12 protein-coding genes are annotated in these 16,054 nt (G+C 70.0%); 10 read left to right on the top strand and 2 right to left on the bottom strand.

All coding sequences use genetic code 11. The features are described 5' to 3' along the window. Window positions 1–262: 262 nt before the first annotated feature. The 3 genes from AX750_RS15385 to AX750_RS15395 all read left to right on the top strand — a co-directional run bounded on the left by AX750_RS15385 (window position 263) and on the right by AX750_RS15395 (window position 5,685). A complete protein-coding gene (locus AX750_RS15385) occupies window positions 263–1,831 on the top strand; it encodes a cryptochrome/photolyase family protein (RefSeq protein WP_066720716.1) in 1,569 nt (522 codons plus the stop codon). Between the two features lie 102 nt (window positions 1,832–1,933). After that, window positions 1,934–3,058 carry a DNA repair exonuclease gene (locus AX750_RS15390; RefSeq protein WP_066720718.1) on the top strand — a complete coding sequence of 375 codons (1,125 nt, stop codon included), beginning with the start codon at window positions 1,934–1,936 and terminating at the stop codon, window positions 3,056–3,058. Beyond that, window positions 3,055–5,685 (top strand): DNA-binding protein, encoded by a 2,631-nt coding sequence (locus AX750_RS15395; protein ID WP_066720720.1) that lies wholly within the window; start codon window positions 3,055–3,057, stop codon window positions 5,683–5,685. The genes AX750_RS15390 and AX750_RS15395 overlap by 4 nt, the downstream gene beginning before the upstream one ends. A 165-nt stretch (window positions 5,686–5,850) precedes the next feature. Here AX750_RS15395 and hydA read toward each other — a convergent pair whose 3' ends face one another. Then, a complete protein-coding gene (gene hydA / locus AX750_RS15400; RefSeq protein ID WP_066720722.1) occupies window positions 5,851–7,332 on the bottom strand; it encodes a dihydropyrimidinase in 1,482 nt (493 codons plus the stop codon). Window positions 7,333–7,551: 219 nt separating this feature from the next. On the opposite strand from hydA, the gene rsgA reads away from it, so the two are divergent. Then, the gene (gene rsgA / locus AX750_RS15410) at window positions 7,552–8,559 is read left to right on the top strand and encodes a ribosome small subunit-dependent GTPase A (protein WP_066720844.1); all 1,008 of its coding nucleotides are present in this window, start codon (window positions 7,552–7,554) and stop codon (window positions 8,557–8,559) included. A gap of 17 nt (window positions 8,560–8,576) precedes the next feature. Here the strand turns inward: rsgA and AX750_RS15415 are convergent, their stop codons facing one another. Further along, window positions 8,577–9,449 carry a MurR/RpiR family transcriptional regulator gene (locus AX750_RS15415; RefSeq protein WP_066720728.1) on the bottom strand — a complete coding sequence of 291 codons (873 nt, stop codon included), beginning with the start codon at window positions 9,447–9,449 and terminating at the stop codon, window positions 8,577–8,579. 95 nt (window positions 9,450–9,544) lie between these two features. Here AX750_RS15415 and AX750_RS15420 point away from each other — a divergent pair, with 95 nt between their 5' ends. From AX750_RS15420 to AX750_RS15445, 6 genes are all read left to right on the top strand, one after another. After that, the gene (locus AX750_RS15420) at window positions 9,545–11,158 is read left to right on the top strand and encodes an ABC transporter substrate-binding protein (protein ID WP_066720730.1); all 1,614 of its coding nucleotides are present in this window, start codon (window positions 9,545–9,547) and stop codon (window positions 11,156–11,158) included. A 70-nt stretch (window positions 11,159–11,228) separates the two neighbouring features. After that, complete coding sequence (locus tag AX750_RS15425; protein ID WP_066720733.1) at window positions 11,229–12,206, top strand: ABC transporter permease; 978 nt, start codon at window positions 11,229–11,231, stop codon at window positions 12,204–12,206. Then, window positions 12,203–13,111, top strand: a complete 909-nt coding sequence (locus AX750_RS15430) for an ABC transporter permease (protein WP_066720736.1) — start codon at window positions 12,203–12,205, stop codon at window positions 13,109–13,111. The genes AX750_RS15425 and AX750_RS15430 overlap by 4 nt, the downstream gene beginning before the upstream one ends. Beyond that, complete coding sequence (locus AX750_RS15435) at window positions 13,108–14,088, top strand: ABC transporter ATP-binding protein (RefSeq protein WP_066720739.1); 981 nt, start codon at window positions 13,108–13,110, stop codon at window positions 14,086–14,088. Before AX750_RS15430 ends, AX750_RS15435 begins: the two co-directional genes overlap by 4 nt. After that, entirely contained in the window at window positions 14,085–15,092 is a 1,008-nt protein-coding gene (locus tag AX750_RS15440; protein WP_066720742.1) for an ABC transporter ATP-binding protein, read from the top strand. Before AX750_RS15435 ends, AX750_RS15440 begins: the two co-directional genes overlap by 4 nt. After that, the gene (locus AX750_RS15445; RefSeq protein ID WP_066720745.1) at window positions 15,089–15,961 is read left to right on the top strand and encodes a hydrolase; all 873 of its coding nucleotides are present in this window, start codon (window positions 15,089–15,091) and stop codon (window positions 15,959–15,961) included. Before AX750_RS15440 ends, AX750_RS15445 begins: the two co-directional genes overlap by 4 nt. The last annotated feature ends 93 nt before the right edge of the window (window positions 15,962–16,054 follow it).

Consider the following 16,054-nt stretch of genomic DNA (forward strand, 5'->3'; position numbering starts at 1 on the left):
GTCTCCAGATCGGCTACAACCGCGCCGCCTCGATCATGGAGCGGATGGAGAACGAAGGCATCGTCGGCCCCGCCAACCACGCCGGCAAACGCGAAATCCTCGTCGAAACAGGCCGAGCCCGCGAAGACGAGGATTGAGGGGCGCCAGAGCCTTCGGCTGAACCGTTCGCGGGAGCGGCGCGTAGTCATCGCAACGACAGGAGCGCTGCGATGAGCCCGACAGGATCTGTGAGCGACCGGCGGGGCCGGAGGAGCTCCGCCCGGTGAAGACCCTCGTCCTGATCCTCGGCGACCAGCTCAGCCGCGACCTCTCCGCGCTCGACGGGTTCGATCCGCAGCGAGACGTCGTGCTGATGGTCGAGGTGGCGGAGGAGACGACCTATGTCCCCCATCACAAGCAGAAGATCGCCTTCATTCTCTCGGCGATGCGCCACTTCGCTCGCGAGCTGCGCGAGGAGGGGCTGAGCGTCGATTACGTGGCGCTCGACGATCCCGCCAACACCGGCTCCTTCTCGAGCGAGCTGGCGCGCGCGGTCTCCCGCCACGGGCCCGACCGCGTCATCGTCACCGAGCCCGGCGAATGGCGGGTGCGTCGCATGATGGACGACTGGGCGCGGGATCTTGGCCTCCCCGTCGAGATCCGCGACGACGACCGCTTCCTCTGCTCGCGCGCCGAGTTTGCCGCCTGGGCCGATGGCCGCAAATCCTATCGCATGGAGTTCTTCTACCGCGAGATGCGCCGCCGCACCGGGCTGCTGATGGAGGAGGATGGTCCGGTCGGCGGCCAGTGGAACTTCGACGCCGAGAACCGCAAGCGCCTGCCGGCCGGCATAACGCCGCCGCGGCGCCTGCGCTTCGCGCCCGATGCGGTGACGGCCGACGTAATCGACCTCGTCGCGACCCGCTTCGCCGGGCATTTCGGCGATCTCGACGGCTTCGGCTGGGCCGTGACGCGAGAGGATGCGCTCAAAGCTCTTGCTCATTTCGTCGAGGCGGCGCTGCCGCGCTTCGGCGACTATCAGGATGCGATGGCCGAGGGCGAAGGCTTCCTCTTTCATGCCCTTGTCTCGCCCTATCTGAACATCGGCCTGCTGCTGCCGCGCGAGGTCTGTGTCGCCGCCGAAACCGCCTACAGGGGCGGGAAGGCGCCGCTCAACGCCGTCGAGGGCTTCATCCGCCAGATCCTGGGCTGGCGCGAATATGTCCGCGGCATCTACTGGCTGGAGATGCCCGCTTATGCGCAGACCAATGCGCTCGAAGCCGATCGCCCGCTGCCCTGGTTCTACTGGTCGGGCGAGACCGACATGAATTGCCTCGCGAACGCCATCGCCGACACGAACCGCAACGCCTATGCCCATCACATCCAGCGGCTGATGGTGACCGGCAATTTCGCGTTGCTCGCCGGCATCCGCCCGTCCGAGATCGAGGCCTGGTACCTCGCCGTCTATGCCGACGCCTTCGAATGGGTCGAGCTGCCCAATACCCATGGCATGGCGATCTTCGCCGATGGCGGGCTCCTCGGCTCGAAGCCCTATGCAGCTTCGGGCGCCTATATCGACCGGATGTCGGATTACTGCGGGTCCTGCGCCTATGATCCAAAGATCAAGACCGGGAAGGGGGCCTGCCCCTTCAATCCGCTCTACTGGGATTTCCTGATCCGCAACCGCGACCGGCTCGGCAACAATCCCCGCATGGCGATGCCCTACAAGAACCTGGACCGGATGACGCCGGCCCATGTCGAGACGATCCGGCGTGAGGCCGCCGTCATCCTCGACGGGCTCGACGCGCCGGCTCGGGCCAGGCCAGCCAAGCAGCCCGACCTCTTCGGCTGATCGCGGCCCGCCATTTCCTTCGCGCGCATTTGCGACGATGCTGCGCGCCGGCCCGAACGGGCCTCGGTGGATTCGCGGTCCGCTGTTTCGTTTCAGGGTGCGATGTTCCGGTTTCTCCACTCGTCCGATCTGCATATCGGCAAGCGCTTCGGCACCCTGCCGGAGGAGTTGCGCGGCCGGCTGCGCGAGGCGCGCCACACGGTGCTCGACCGGCTGGCGGCGCAGGCGCGGGCAGGCGGCGCGCAGACCGTGCTGCTGGCGGGCGACAGCTTCGACACGGAGACGCCGAGCCCCGCCATGCTGCGCCAGGCGCTCGCCGCCATGGCGGGCCATGCGCCGCTGCGCTGGGTCATCCTGCCCGGCAACCATGACTCGCTGCTCGCCGACGAGCTCTGGGCCGCGACACGCGCCGCCCTGCCGGCCAATGTCGTGCTGGCGACGGAAGCCGCGCCGCTCGCGCTTGCACCCGGCATCGTCATCCTGCCCGCGCCCTGCACCACGCGGCGCCCGGGCCGCGACCTGACCGACTGGATGGACGGCGCCGCCACGCCGGAAGGGGCGCTGCGCATCGGCCTCGCCCATGGCGCGATCCAGAGTTTTTCCGAGGATGGCGGCGGCCTCGACATCATCGCGCCCGACCGGGCGATCCGGGCCGGGCTCGATTATCTCGCGCTCGGCGACTGGCACGGCCAGATGCCGATCGGCCCGCGCAGCTGGTACTCCGGCTCGCCGGAGCCCGACCGCTTCAAGCACGACCAGCCGGGCCGCGCGCTGCTGGTGTCGCTCACCGGTCCCGGCGCCATGCCCGAGGTCACGCCCGTCGAGACCGGCAGCTTCGACTGGCGCAGCCTGCCGCTCGACCTGCTCTCCGGCGATGATGGTGCCTCGGCTCTGACGAAGCGTCTGCCGGCCGGCCCCGTCCGTCGCCAGACCCTGCTGCGCGTCGTCGCTGCGGGGCGCCTGCGGCCACAGGCGCGCGCCTGGCTCGACGCCGCGATCGCGGCGGTCGCGCCGGAATTCGCCTTCCTGCAACTGGATGCCGAGGCCCTGGCGACGGATTGCGAGAGCGACGATCTCGACGCGATCGACCGGGCAGGGGCGCTGCGCCAGGCCGCCGACGCGCTGCTCGCTGAGAGCCTCGACGAGGCGCGTTCCGCAGCCGAGCGCCAGGCGGCGCGCGACGCGCTGGCGCGGCTGTTCTCCTATTGCGCGGCGATGCCCGCATGAAGCTGACGGCGCTGCGCCTCCACAATGTCCGCCGCTTCGCCGGCCGGGGCGTCGCCGTCGAGGGCATCGGCGACGGCGTCAATGTACTCTGCGCCGTCAACGAATTCGGCAAATCGACCTGTTTCGACGCGCTCCACGCGCTGTTCTTCCAGCCCCACACCGGCACGCCCAGTGCCGTACAGGGCCTGCGGCCCTATAGCGGCGGCAACCCGCTGGTCGAGGCCGACATCACGACCGCGAACGGCGCCTTCCGGCTGACGAAGCAGTTCTATGGCGGCAAGCGCGCCATGGTGCGCGAACTCGCCTCCGGCCGGCTCGTCGCCCAGGCCGACGAGGCCGAGCGCTTCATCGCCAACCTCGTCCAGGGCGGCACGGCGGGGCCGGCGGGTCTGCTCTGGGTGCGTCAGGGCATCACCGGCATCGAGCGGCGGGCCAGGAGCGACGAGGAGGGCGAGAAGCGCGCCCGCGAATCCGTCCTGACCTCGGTCCAGGGCGAGGTCGAATCCCTCACCGGCGGCCGCCGCATGGCGCAGGCGCTCGCCGCCTGCGAGGCGGAACTGGCGCCTCTCGTCACGGCGACGGGTCGGCCCAAGGCCGGCGGCGCCTATGCGCAGGCGCTGGAGGAGCGCGACGCGCTGGCCCAGCATGAGCAGAAGCTAGCGGGCGAATTGCGCGAACTGCGCGACGCGCTCGACCGGCGCCGCAGCCTGCGGGCCCGGCTCGCCGAGCTCGACGACGCCGAGCGCCATGCGACCCTGCTGCGCGAGGTCGCCCAGGCCGAGGCGGCGCTCGCCGCCGCCCGGGCCCATGGCGAGGCGCTGCGCACGGCCGAGGTCGAGGCCGCGCTCGCCCGCAATGCCCGCGACGCGGCCCGCGAGGCGCTCGACACGCTGCGTCGCGATCTCGCGCGGCTGGCGCTGCTGCGCGAACGCGAGGCAGAAAGCCGCGGCCGTCGCGACGAGGCGCTGGCGCGCCAGCGCGCTGCCAACGAGGCCGGTCTCGCAACCGCGACCGAAGTCGAGCGGGCTGAAGCCGGGGAGCGCGAGGCGCGTGAGCTGCTCGCCCGGCTGGACAAGGCGATGCGCGCCCGTGAGGCCGGCGAGAAGCTGGCGCGTCTGCGGCAGGAGCATGAGCGCGCGGCCGAGGGACGTGCCGAGATCGAGACGATCGAGGCCGAGCTGAAGGCGCTGCGGCTGCCGGCGGGGGCGCTGGCGCGGCTGGAAACGCTGGAAAGCGAGCTCGTCGGCTTGCGCGCGACGGCGGCGGCGCGCCGCCCGCTGCTGCGCGTCGCCTATGATCCTGGCGTCGCCGCCGCCATCCAGCTCGACGGCGCGGCGCTCGATGACGAGGAGGAACGCACCCTGTCCGGCGCCGCGACCCTGACCATCCAGGGCGTCGGCCGGCTCGCCATCACCCTGCCGCAGGGTGGCGACGACGAGGCGGATCTCGCCCGGGCCGAGGCGAAGCGGACGGCGCTGTTGGCGGAACTCGCGGTGGCCGATCTCGCCGAGGCGCGACGCCGCGACAGCGCGGCCAGCGAGCTGAACGGACGGCTCGATCTGGCACGGCAGCGCCTGCGCCTGCTGGCCCCGGACGGTCTGCCCGCGCTTCAGGAGCAGATCGCGCGGCTGGAGGCGCAAGGGGCTGGCGCCGAAGAAGCTGAAGGCGATCCGGAAACCGCGCGTGCGAGCCTGGTCGAGACGGAAGGCCGCGTGGTCGCCGCGCGCCGCGCGCAGCGGGAGGCGCAGGCCGCCCGCGACGCCGCCAATGCGGCCGTCGTCGAGACCGAACGGGCCCTGGCCGGCATTGCCTCGGAGCTGGCGGGGCTGGCGGCGACGCTCGGCCCCGAGCGGGAGCGGGATGCGCTGGAGGCGCAGCGGAGCGCTGCGCTGGCGCAGGCCCAGCAGGGTTGGTCGGCGGCGCAGGCGCAGCGCGATGCGCTCCGGGCCGGTGCGGTCGATATCGCGGGGGCCGAGGCCAAGCTGCGCCGCATGCGCTCCGTGCTCGACGGCGCCTTGGCCGAGATCGCGGCGCTGCGCGAGGAGGCGGCCGAGCTGAACGGCCGCATCCGCGCCCGCGCCGACGCCGCTGTCGAGGAGGCCTGGCAGGAGGCGTCGGAAAAGCTCGGTGCCGCCCAGCGGCGCGTGGTCGCGCTGGAGCGCGAGGTCGCCCTGCTGACGCGGCTGCGGGCGGCGCTCGAGGCGGCCCGCGCCGAAGCGCGCGACCATTATTTCGCGCCGGTGATGACGGAGCTGCGGCCGCTGCTCGGCCTGCTGTTCGAGGATGCGACAGTGACCTTCGACGAGGAGACGCTGCTGCCCCGCACGGTCAGCCGCAACGGGCTGGAGGAGCCGGTCGGCGTGCTCAGCGGCGGCATGCGCGAGCAGCTCGCCGTGCTGACGCGGCTCGCCTTCGCGCGGCTGCTGGCCAAGGACGGCCAGCCGGCCCCGGTCATCCTCGACGATGCGCTGGTCTATTCCGACGACGACCGCATCGAGCGCATGTTCGACGCGCTGCACCGCCAGGCCAGCGGCCAGCAGATCATCGTCTTCTCCTGCCGCCAGCGCGCCTTCGCCCAACTCGGCGGCACGATCCTGCGGATGGTGCCGTGGGTGCCGGAGGGGTGAGCCGGATTGCCTCGCCTCCGAGCCACTCCGTCATCCTGGGCGGAGCGAAGCGACGACCGGGATCCATCATAGGGCGATGTCGTAACCCTATGATGGATCCCGGAGCTGCGCTGCATCGCAGCTTGTCCAGGATGACGGGGCGTTTCCGAGGGCAAACTGCGACGCTCACAAAATCGTCGCGCCAAAATTCCGTTCGGGGTCCATCTCCAGCACGAGGTTGCCGGTCGGCTCGGCGGCCGGGCCGCCCGTGCGCGAGAGCCAGCGGCCGGAGCCGGCCTTGGCATGAAGCGCCCCGTCGCTGACGACGACCTCGCCGCGGCGGATCACGGTCTCGGGCCAGCCGGTCACTTGATAGCCGGCAAAGGGTGTGAAGCCGGTCAGGTCGTGCATCGCCTCGTCGGTGATGGTCACCTCGCGCGTCGGGTCCCAGATCGCGATGTCGGCGTCATAGCCCGGCTGGATCGCGCCCTTGCCCGGCAGGTTGTAGATTTTGGCCGGCGCGGTCGCGGTCAGGTCGACGAAGGCCTCCAGCCCGCGCCCGGCGAATTCGGGCCGGCCCTTCGAGACCAGCGCGTCGAACATCAGGGGCAGACGGGTCTCCAGCCCCGGCAGGCCGTTGGCGATCTGCTTGAAGTTGGGGTTCGGCCCGGCGGAGAGCTTGCCGCTCTCGTCGAAGCGGTAGGGCGCGTGGTCGGAGGACACCGTCTGGAGATCGCCCAGCGCCAGCGCCTGCCAGAGCGCGTCCTGGTCGGTCGTCTCGCGCGGCGGCGGCGAGCACATCCATTTCGCGCCTTCCAGCCCCGGCTTGTCGAGATCGGCCTTGGTCATGAACAGATATTGCGGGCAGGTCTCGGCGAAGACCTTGAGGCCCTGGCCGCGCGCCTGCCGGATCACGGCGGCGCCCTCGGCGGTCGAGACGTGGAAGATCATGATCGGCTGGTCGATCAGCGCGGCCTGGGTGATCAGCCTTGTGAAGGCCTCCGATTCCGAGCCGCGCGGATGGCTGATCGCGTGGAATTTCGGCGCGGTATAGCCGCGCTCGACCAGCTTCTTGCCCATCCAGGAGATCATGCCGTGGTTCTCGGCATGGACGCAGATCAGGGCGCGGTGCTCGCGCGCCGTCAGCATCAGGTCGAGCAGGGGCTCGTCGTCGACCTTGATCAGGTCGTAGGTCATGAAGACCTTGATCGAGGCGTGCCCTTCCTTGATGAGCGCCGGAAGGTCCTCCTTGATCGTCTTCTCGTCGGGATTCGCGACGATCATGTGGAAGGCGTAGTCGATCAGCGCGCCGCGCTTCGCGAGCGCCGCGTAGTCGTCGACGACCTTGCGCAGATCGAGCCCGCGATGCTGGGCGGCGAAGGAGACCAGCGTGGTGTTGCCGCCGAAGGCCGCCGAGGTCGTGGCGCTCTCAAAGGTGTCGGCGTTCATCAGCCCACCGGCCGACACCTGCTCGACATGGGCATGGGTATCGATGCCGCCCGGCAGGACGAACTTGCCGGTCGCGTCGATCTCGCGCGCGCCTTGGCCGAGCCCGGTGCCGATCGCCGCGATCTTGCCGTCCTTCACGGCGACATCGGCGACGAAATGCGCGGTCGATGTGCCGACGGTGCCGCCGCGAATGACAAGGTCGAAGGGTTGCGTCGTCATGCTGTTCTCCGGCAGGCTGGCGGCCTGGAGTCGGGCCGCTGCCTCCGACCATAGCAAAGCCGCGGCCAGCCGCGAGCGCCGCCCGGCGCAGGGCTATGATGTCTTCGCCGCCGCTCTTCGTCGCGCTGATGCGGCGGCCGAGACCAGGGCGCTTGCCGGCCGGCCCGAAGCCCGCTCTACCGGCAGGATGAGCATCGCCCGTTGCAGGACCGCCCGCCGATGACCGCGCCCGAGCCCGCCGCCTGGACGCTTCCCGCGCTCGGCTGGAGTTCCTTCTTCGCCGAGCAGTGCGGTCCGGAGGACGTTGGCCTGCGGCCCGCCCGCATCGCCACCGTCCATCGCGCGAGGATGAGCGCGATCGGGCAGGAGGGGCCGATCCGGCTTTCTCTCCCCGTCCACACCGACACCGGTGCCTATACCGTGGGCGATTGGGTGCTGGTCGAGCCGGGGACGCATGCGATCGGGCGCCTGCTCGAGCGCCGCACCGTGCTTGCGCGCCGAGTCGAGGGCAGCAAGACGCCCCAGCTCGCCGGCGCCAATATCGACACGCTCTTCATCGTCACCTCCTGCAACGCCGACTTCAACGTCGCGCGGCTGGAGCGCTATCTGGCACTCGCCAATGAGAGCGGCGCCGAGCCGGTGATCCTGCTGACCAAGGCGGATCTGACGGAAGAGGCGGAGAGCTACCGCGCCGAGGCGGCGGCGCTGCAGCGCGGGCTGGCGGTGGCGCTCGTCAACCCGAAGGAAACCGGCGCCACGGCGGTGCTGACGCCCTGGTGCGGGGAGGGGCGGACGGTCGCCCTCGTCGGCTCGTCGGGCGTCGGCAAGTCGACGCTGGTCAACGCGCTGGCGGGTCTCGCCCCCGAGGAGGCGCAGGAGACCGGCGGCATCCGCGCCCGCGACGACAAGGGCCGCCATACCACGACCTCGCGCTCGCTCCATGCGATTGCCAGCGGCGGGTGGGTCATCGACACGCCGGGCATGCGCACGCTTCATGTCAGCGATGCCGCCTCCGGGCTGGAGACGCTCTTCGCCGAGATCACCGAACTCACCCATCTCTGCCGCTTCCGCGACTGCACCCATGAGCACGAGCCCGGCTGCGCGGTTCAGGCGGCGGTGGCGAGCGGCGCGGTCGATCCCGCCCGGCTCGCCCGCTGGCGCAAGCTCGACGCCGAGAACAAGGCGAAGACGCCCGAGACGCGCGGACCGAAGGGCCGTCGGCGGTAGCCGCTGCCCCGCCTGGCCTAGCGGTGGAAGGTCCAGAGCAGGCTTTCGCTGAGTTCGCGCAGCGCCTCGGCTGAATCCGGACGCTCGCGCGCCACAGCCGCGATCAGCGCATCCGCCAGCGCGAAGATCGCAGTCGGCGAATTCGGCAGCAGATGGCTGCGCGACGGGGCGAACAGCGTGACGTCGGCGATCGCGGCCAGCGGCGAGGTCGCGCCGTCGGTCAGCGCCAGCACGGAGGCGCCGCGCTTCTTGGCGAAGCTCGCGAGATCGAGCGTGGCGCGGGAATAGCGCTGCATCGAGATTGCCACCACGAGATCGTCCGGCCGCGCCGACAGCATGTGCCGGATCGCCCGCTCGGGCCCCGTGCGCGAAGAGGCGAAGGTGACATCGGCGTCGAGATAGAGCGCCAGCCCGTCCTCGAGGAAGCCCGCGACATGGTGGCTGGCCCCGGACGCGGCGATGAAGACGCGCGACGCCGTGGTCAGCAGGGCGACCGCCCGTGTCACCGTCGGCTCGTCGAGCCCATCCCGCGCCGCCTGGAGATTGGCGGCCTGGTCGGCCAGCGCCTGGGAGAAGGTGGCGAAGGTCGAGCCCGGCGCCGCGCGCGCGCCGGCGAAGCTGTCCACCGGCTCATGCGCGAATTTCAGCGCCGCCGACAGCGCCGCCCTGAACTCGCCATAGCCGCCATAGCCCAACGCCCGCACGAAGCGGGTCACCGTGGCGTTGGAGGTGCCGCTGCCCTCGGCCAGCCCCTCGATCGTCATCGTCGCGACGTCGAGCGGATGGCGCAGCACGAAATCCGCCGCGCGGCGATGGCCGTCGCTCAGCGAGGGGTAGATCAGGGCGATCCGGTTCGACAGATCCGTCGATGGCTTCAGGCCTTGGGACATGCGGTCGCGCCCGGTTGACGTAAAAAAATTTTCATGTTTGCTACTGGACGAAAATAAACCTGTCAAAACGGTTTCAGCCGGGAGCAACCGTCATCATGCGCACATTCCTGCTTTCCGCCACCGTCGCCGTCTCCTGCCTGGCCGCATCGGCGGCCAGCGCGCAGACGTTGCGCATCGCGCTCGCCTCCGAGCCGACCGCCGTCGATCCGCATTACCACGACCTGACGCCGAACAACGCGCTGGCGCAGCACATCTTCGAATCGCTGGTCAGCCAGGACGAGCAGCAGAAGCTGCTGCCCGGACTCGCCGCCTCCTGGGAGAACGACGGCAAGAACCGCTGGACCTTCAAGCTGCGCCAGGGCGTCACCTTCTCGAACGGGAAGCCCTTCACCGCGCAGGACGTCATCTTCACCTTCTGCCGCACGCTCAAGAACGAGACCAAGGTCTCCGATTCCTTCGCCGACATCACCGGCAACTTCGCCTCGGTCACGTCGCCCGATCCGCAGACGCTGGTGATCGAGACGATCGCGCCCGAGCCGTTGCTGCCGAACCTGCTCTCGGGCCTCGGCATCCTCTCGGCCTCGATCGTCGAGCACGGCACCATCACCTACGACATCGCCAAGAACTGCGGCGTCACCGGCCCCTGGCCGACCGTGACGGGCTTCAACGACGGCAGCCTCGCCATCGGCACCGGCCCCTACAAGCTGAAATCCTATGTCCGCGGCTCGGCCATCGAGCTCGAGCGCAACCCGACCTATTGGGGCAAGGCCGAGCCCTGGGCGACGGTGCGCCTGCTGCCGGTCACCAACGCCGGCCCGCGCCTCGCCGGCCTGCTCGCGGGCGATTATGACGTGATCGAGAACCCCGCCGCCCGCGATCTCGGTCGCATCAAGGGCGACAAGCGCTTCGACCACGTCATCACGCCATCGACCCGCGTGATCTATTTCCAGCTCGACGTCGCCCGCGACCAGAGCCCCTTCGTCAAGGCCGAGGACGGCAAGAACCCGCTGAAGGATGTCCGCGTCCGCCAGGCGATGTCGCTGGCGATCGACCGCGACGCCATCGTCAAGCGCATCATGGACGGGGCGGCCGAGCCGGCCTACCAGTTCCTGCCGACCGGCATGTTCGGCACGCAGGCCAACCCGCAGAAGCTGGCCTATGACCCGGCGCAGGCCAAGAAGCTCCTCGCCGAGGCCGGCTACCCCAAGGGCTTCCAGGTCACGCTCTCGACGACCAACGACCGCTACATCAACGACAGCCAGATCACCCAGGCCGTGGCGCAGTACCTGACCCAGGTCGGCATCAAGGCCGAGGTCGACGCGATGACCCGGGCGATCTACTTTCCGCGCCGCGCGAAGAAAGAGTTTTCGGTCGCGATCGGCGGCTGGGGCTCGGCGACCGGCGAGGCGGCCTCCTTCCTGCGTCAGTGGCCGCCGACCCCCAACGAGACCAAGACGCTCGGCGGCTCGAACTATGGCGGCTACAAGAACGACAAGTTCGACGCGGTGATCCGCGAGGCCGTGACGACGCTCGACGACGCCAAGCGCGCCACCCTGCTGCAGGAGGCCGGCAAGCTGGTCCTCGCCGACTACGCCTTCATCCCGCTGCACTTCGAGAGCGGCATCTGGGCCTTCAAGTCCGAGCTCGACCTCAAGGGCCGCGCCGACCAGTTCATGCTGGCGATGTCGGTGAAGCCGAAGGCGAAGTGACCGCCGAAGACCCGACAGGCCGGGCCGCCTCCGCGCGGCCCGCGCCGCAACGCGGAGCCGGTCGCACCCCATGACCGCCTATGTCCTCCAGCGGCTGATCCAGAGCGTATTCGTGCTGCTCGCGGTCTCGGTCGTCGTCTTCTTCGCCGTCTACGGCATCGGCGACCCGATCGAGCTTCTGGTCTCGCCCTCGGCCAGCGCCGCCGAGCGCGAGGCGCTGATCCGCCGCCTCGGCCTCGATCTGCCGGTCTGGCAGCAATATTTCGTCTTCATGGGCAATGCGCTGAAGGGCGATCTCGGCCGCTCCTTCGTCCATGGCGTCCCGGCGATCGAACTGATCCTGGCGCGCCTGCCCGCGACCTTCGAGCTCGTGCTGCTCGCGATGACGCTGGCGATCGCCTTCGGCGTCCCGCTCGGGCTCTATGCCGGTCTCGACCGCGACAGCCGCGGTGCGCGCATCATCATGGGCGCCACCGTGCTCGGCTATTCGCTGCCGAGCTTCTGGAAGGGCATGATGCTGATCCTGCTCTTCGCCGTGCTGCTGGGCTGGCTCCCGACGGCGGGACGCGGCGAGACCGTCACCGTCCTCGGCATCCGCACCAGCCTGCTGACCTGGGACGGGCTGACCCATCTGGCGCTGCCGGCGATCAACCTCGCCATCCCGAACATGGCGCTGATGGTCCGCCTCGTCGCCGCGGGCACGAGCGAGGCGATGACGCAGGATTACGTCAAATACGCGCGTGCCAAGGGCGTGAAGCCGCGCCGGATCGTGGGCCGCCACGTCCTGCGCAACATCCTGATCCCGGTCGTGACCGTCGTCGGCATCGAGTTCGGCAGCCTCGTCGCCTTCTCAACGATCACCGAGACCGTCTTCGCCTGGCCCGGCATGGGCAAGCTGCTGATCGACTCGGTCTATCAGCTCGATCGCCCGGTGGTCGTCGCCTATGTGCTGCTGGCGACGCTGCTCTTCGTCACGGTGAATTTCCTCGTCGACATCCTCTATGCCGCGCTCGATCCGCGGGTGAAGCTGACGGGAGAGGCGGCATGAGCGCGACGACCAAGGCGCCCGCCGTCCCGCCCGAGGCCGAGACGACGCTGCGCGCGGCCGTGCTGCGCCGCATCCGCAGCCGCCCGACCACGCGCGGCGCCGCCATCCTGCTCGCCATCATGGTCGGGCTCGCTTTGCTCGGCCCGATGATCGCGCCGCAGAACCCGCACGACCTCGCCTCGCTCAGCGTCATGGACAACCGGCTGCCGCCCGGCGAGGCGGGCATGACCGGCATCACCTATTGGCTCGGCACCGATTCGCAGGGCCGCGACATGCTGAGCGCGATCCTCTACGGCCTGCGCACCAGCCTGATGGTGGGGCTGACCGCCACGCTCGGCGCGCTCGTCATCGGCATCTCCGCGGGACTGCTGGCCGCGCAGTTCGGCGGCTTCGTCGATGCGCTGATCATGCGCATCGTCGATTTCATGCTCGGCTTCCCCTCGATCCTGATCGCGCTCGTGCTGCTCGCCTCGATCGGGCGCGGCGTGGACAAGGTGATTCTCGCCATCGTGCTGGTGCAATGGGCGCAATATGCGCGGCTGATGCGGGCCTCCGCACTCGTCGAGCGGCGCAAGGAGTACATCGAGGCGGCGCTCAATTTCGGCCTGCCGACGCGGCACATCATGCTCGCGCATCTGCTGCCGAACTCGGTCGGCTCGGTGCTGGTCGTCGCCTCGATCAGCATCGCGAGCGCGATCACGCTGGAGGCGACGCTCTCCTTCCTCGGCGTCGGCGTGCCGGTGACGCAGCCTTCGCTCGGCCTGCTCATCGCCAACGGCTTCGAATTCCTGCTCTCGGGCGAATACTGGATCGCGGTGTTCCCCGGCATCGCGCTGGTGCTGCTGATCGTCTCGCTGAACCTCGTCGGCGACCGCATGCGCCGCAGCTTCAACGTGCGCTCATGACCGAAACCCTGCTCGAGGTCCGCGGCCTGCGGACGGTGTTCCATGCGCTCGACGGCGCCTGGCCGGCGGTCGACGGCGTCGATCTCGCCATCGCGCGCGGCGAGGTGCTGGGCCTCGTCGGTGAGTCCGGCTCCGGCAAATCGGTGACCGGCTTCTCGCTGGTCCGGCTGATCGATCCGCCGGGCGAGATCGTCGCCGGCACGATCCGCTTCGCGGGAGAGGACATCAGGGCGGCGTCCGATGAGCGCCTGCGCGCTTTACGTGGCGACCGCATCGCCATGATCTTTCAGGACCCGCTGATGACGCTGAACCCGGTGCTGAGCATCGGCGAGCAGATGAGCGAGGCCATCCTCGAACATCGCGACATCGGCCGGAGCGCGGCGCTGGACGAAGCGGCGAAGGCGCTGGCGCGGGTGGGCATCTCCTCGCCGCAGGCGCGACTGGAGCAGTTCCCGCACGAATTCTCCGGCGGCATGCGCCAGCGCGTCGCCATCGCGACCGCACTGCTCAATGACCCCGACCTGATCATCGCCGACGAGCCGACGACGGCGCTGGACGTCACGATCCAGAGCCAGATCCTGTTCGAGGTTCAGAAGCTCGCCCGCGAGGCCGGCACCGCCGTGCTCTGGATCACCCACGATCTGGCGGTGGTGGCCGAACTCGCAGACCGGGTGGCGGTGATGTATGCCGGTCGCATCGTTGAGATCGGGCCGGTCGATGCCGTCCTCGACGCGCCGCGCCACCCCTATACGCTCGGGCTGTTGAACTCCTCGGCGACGCTGGTTGCGCCGGGCGGGCGCCTCAACCAGATCGACGGCGTCGCGCCGCGCATCGACGACCGGCCGAGCGGCTGCCCCTTCCGCCCGCGCTGCCCCAATGCCCTGCCGCTCTGTGCCGAACGTGATCCGATGCCGACGGAGGAAGGCAGCCGGAGCTATCGCTGCCACAACCCCGTGCCGCAGGGAGACGCCGCATGAGCGCGCCGATCCTCGAGTTGAAGGGCATCACCCGGCATTTCCGCCGCAGCCCGACACTGGCCGAGCGCATCCTGATGGCGACCGGCCGGGGCAAGCCGCCGCCAGTGCTGCGCGCCGTGGATGGCGTCGACCTCTCCATCGCACGCGGCGAGGTGCTCGGCCTCGTCGGGGAATCCGGCTGCGGCAAGTCCACGCTCGCCCGGGTGATCACCGGCATCCTGCCGCCTACCTCCGGCGAGGTCGTCTATGATCAGCGCAAGGTCGCGGGGCTGAAGGGCAGGGACCGCCTGGACTACCTGCTCAAGGTCCAGATGATCTTCCAGGACCCCTATGCCTCGCTCGATCCGCGCATGAAGGTCTCCCGCATCGTCGGAGAGGCGCTCAGCCTGCACAAGCTGGTGCCGAAGGCGCAGATCGACGAGGCGGTGGACCGCGCCCTGACCGAGGTCGGGCTCGATACCGCTTATCGCGAGCGCTATCCGCATCAGTTCTCGGGCGGCCAGCGCCAGCGCATCGGCATCGCCCGGGCGCTCGCGGTGAAGCCCGACTTCCTCGTCTGCGACGAGCCGGTCTCGGCGCTCGACGTCTCGATCCAGGCCCAGGTCATCAACCTGTTCATGGATGTGCGCGCCCGCCACGGCCTGACCTATCTCTTCGTCAGCCACGATCTCGGCCTGGTGCGCCACATCAGCGACCGCGTCGCGATCATGTATCTCGGCCGCATCGTCGAGATCGGGCCGGCGGCCGAGATCTTCGCGACGCCGGCCCATCCTTACAGCGCCGCCCTGATCGCGGCGATTCCCTCTGCAGCGCGGCGCAAGCAGGCCTTCAAGCCGCTGGGCGGCGAATTGCCCTCGCCGCTGGCGCCGCCGCCCGGCTGCCCTTTCCACCCCCGCTGTCCGCAGGCGATGGCGGTCTGCCGCGAGATCAGGCCGCCCTTGGCCGAGATCGCGCCCGGCCGCAGCGCCGCCTGCCATCTGCACACGCCTCCGGAGGCCGCATGACCACCGCCACGCTCAACCCGCCCACCGGCCGCAGCACGCTGCCCTTCGTCGATGCCCGCCACCCGGAGCGGCCGCTGACGGTCAACTGCTACCGTCCCGAGCGTCATCGCCCGAATGATCCCGTCGTCGTGGTCCAGCACGGCATGATGCGCAATGGCGACGACTATCGCGACTTCTGGATTGATGCCGCGGAGAAGCACAATCTCCTGATCGTCGCGCCGACCTTTCCCGATGCGGTCTATCCCAAGGCCGAAGGCTACAATAACGGGCTCGTCGTCGGGCCGGACAGCTCTGTCGCGCCGCGCGAGGACTGGCTCTACGCGGTCCCCGCGCGCGTCCTCGAGGCGCTTCGCGCAGGCGGCGTGATCGACAGGCCCGTTATCCGCATCTTCGGCCATTCGGCGGGCGGCCAGTTCGTCCACCGCATGCTGGCGACGCAAGGGTTCGGTCCCTTCGAGGCGGCCATCGCCGCCAATTCCGGCTGGTACACCCTGCCGACGCTCGACAAGCCCTTCCCGGAAGGGCTGGGCGGCCTCGGGCTCGACGAGGCGGCGCTGCTGCGCTGGCTCGCATCGCCGATGATCATCCTCGCCGGCGACCGCGACATCGCCACCGACGATCCGAACCTGCCGTCCCAGCCCGAGGCCCTGGCCCAGGGGCCGCACCGCTTCGCGCGCTCGCATCGCATGATCGAACTCGGTCGGGCCGAGGCCCAGCGCCGCGGCGCGCCCTGCAACTGGGTCCATATCGAGGTGCCCGGCATCGGCCATGACGGCGAGGCGATGTCCCACGCTGCGGCGGCCTACTGGTTCGAGGGCCGCATCCCGGAGGCCGCCGTTGCCGGTGCACCGGCCCGCACCGTCGCCTGAGACGCAAGGTCGGCGATGAGCCGGCTCAAGGACCGCCGGCCGAGCGCGACCAGTGGTCGTTGCAGGCGGCCGTTGCGGCAACTTCCGCAATGG

This window comes from Methylobacterium sp. CCH7-A2, from assembly GCF_001557075.1.
In the GTDB taxonomy this organism is placed as follows: Bacteria; Pseudomonadota; Alphaproteobacteria; order Rhizobiales; family Beijerinckiaceae; genus Allobosea; species Allobosea massiliensis.

Bases quoted from the DNA above. Each gene is read 5' to 3' on its own strand.
- AX750_RS15390 (WP_066720718.1), top strand. From the start codon at position 1,934: ATGTTCCGGTTTCTCCACTCGTCCGATCTGCATATCGGCAAGCGCTTC.
- AX750_RS15395 (WP_066720720.1), top strand. From the start codon at position 3,055: ATGAAGCTGACGGCGCTGCGCCTCCACAATGTCCGCCGCTTCGCCGGC.
- hydA (WP_066720722.1), bottom strand. From the start codon at position 7,332: ATGACGACGCAACCCTTCGACCTTGTCATTCGCGGCGGCACCGTCGGC.
- rsgA (WP_066720844.1), top strand. From the start codon at position 7,552: ATGACCGCGCCCGAGCCCGCCGCCTGGACGCTTCCCGCGCTCGGCTGG.
- AX750_RS15415 (WP_066720728.1), bottom strand. From the start codon at position 9,449: ATGTCCCAAGGCCTGAAGCCATCGACGGATCTGTCGAACCGGATCGCC.
- AX750_RS15420 (WP_066720730.1), top strand. From the start codon at position 9,545: ATGCGCACATTCCTGCTTTCCGCCACCGTCGCCGTCTCCTGCCTGGCC.
- AX750_RS15425 (WP_066720733.1), top strand. From the start codon at position 11,229: ATGACCGCCTATGTCCTCCAGCGGCTGATCCAGAGCGTATTCGTGCTG.
- AX750_RS15430 (WP_066720736.1), top strand. From the start codon at position 12,203: ATGAGCGCGACGACCAAGGCGCCCGCCGTCCCGCCCGAGGCCGAGACG.
- AX750_RS15435 (WP_066720739.1), top strand. From the start codon at position 13,108: ATGACCGAAACCCTGCTCGAGGTCCGCGGCCTGCGGACGGTGTTCCAT.
- AX750_RS15440 (WP_066720742.1), top strand. From the start codon at position 14,085: ATGAGCGCGCCGATCCTCGAGTTGAAGGGCATCACCCGGCATTTCCGC.
- AX750_RS15445 (WP_066720745.1), top strand. From the start codon at position 15,089: ATGACCACCGCCACGCTCAACCCGCCCACCGGCCGCAGCACGCTGCCC.